We start from the raw sequence: 563 nt of genomic DNA, 5'->3' as shown, positions 1-563 counted from the left end.
CCGCAGCACCTCCCGCACCACGTCACGGCAGAACATCGTCGACGAGACCCAAGCGGACCCAAGCCGCTCCCCGGCCAACGCCACCAGGAAGTTCTGCACACCCGCGCCCGTGGCGACCACGAACATCTCCCGCTCCGCCGCGTCGCGACGCGCGTCTCCGTACGTGTGCGAGCCGTCCATCACCATGCACGGCACCACCAGACAGGGAGCGTTGCGCAGCACGTCCCCCCGCCGGACGCGCTTCGCGATCGACTCCTCCGACTTCCCGTCGGCCCGCAGGTCCGTCACCCACGCCTCGCGCATCGCGTCGAGCAGCGCCACCCGAGCCGCCTGCGACTCCACCAGCACGAAGCGCCACGGCGTCGTGTGATGGGGCGCGGGCGCGGTGACCGCCGCCGCGACAGCACGCCGTACCGCCGCCGGATCCACCGGCTCGTCGGTGAACTCCCGCACGGTACGCCGCTGCGTCACCGCTTCCCGTACCGCCTCCGACGTCCCGAGCCGGAACATGTCGTCGGCCGCCGGCCGGACCAGGTCACGACCGCCCCCCTCGCCTCCCACCC

At 73.0% G+C, this 563-nt stretch carries 1 protein-coding gene; it reads right to left on the bottom strand.

Annotated elements, in window-relative coordinates; genetic code table 11:
- Positions 1-563: nitroreductase family protein (locus tag E2E34_RS34965; RefSeq protein ID WP_208765430.1), on the bottom strand; the 563-nt coding region annotated here is incomplete at both ends.

Origin of the sequence: Streptomyces albidochromogenes (genome assembly GCF_005981925.1) — a bacterium.
GTDB lineage: Bacteria > Actinomycetota > Actinomycetes > Streptomycetales > Streptomycetaceae > Streptomyces > Streptomyces albidochromogenes.
This window is presented reverse-complemented; position numbering and strand designations above follow the sequence as displayed.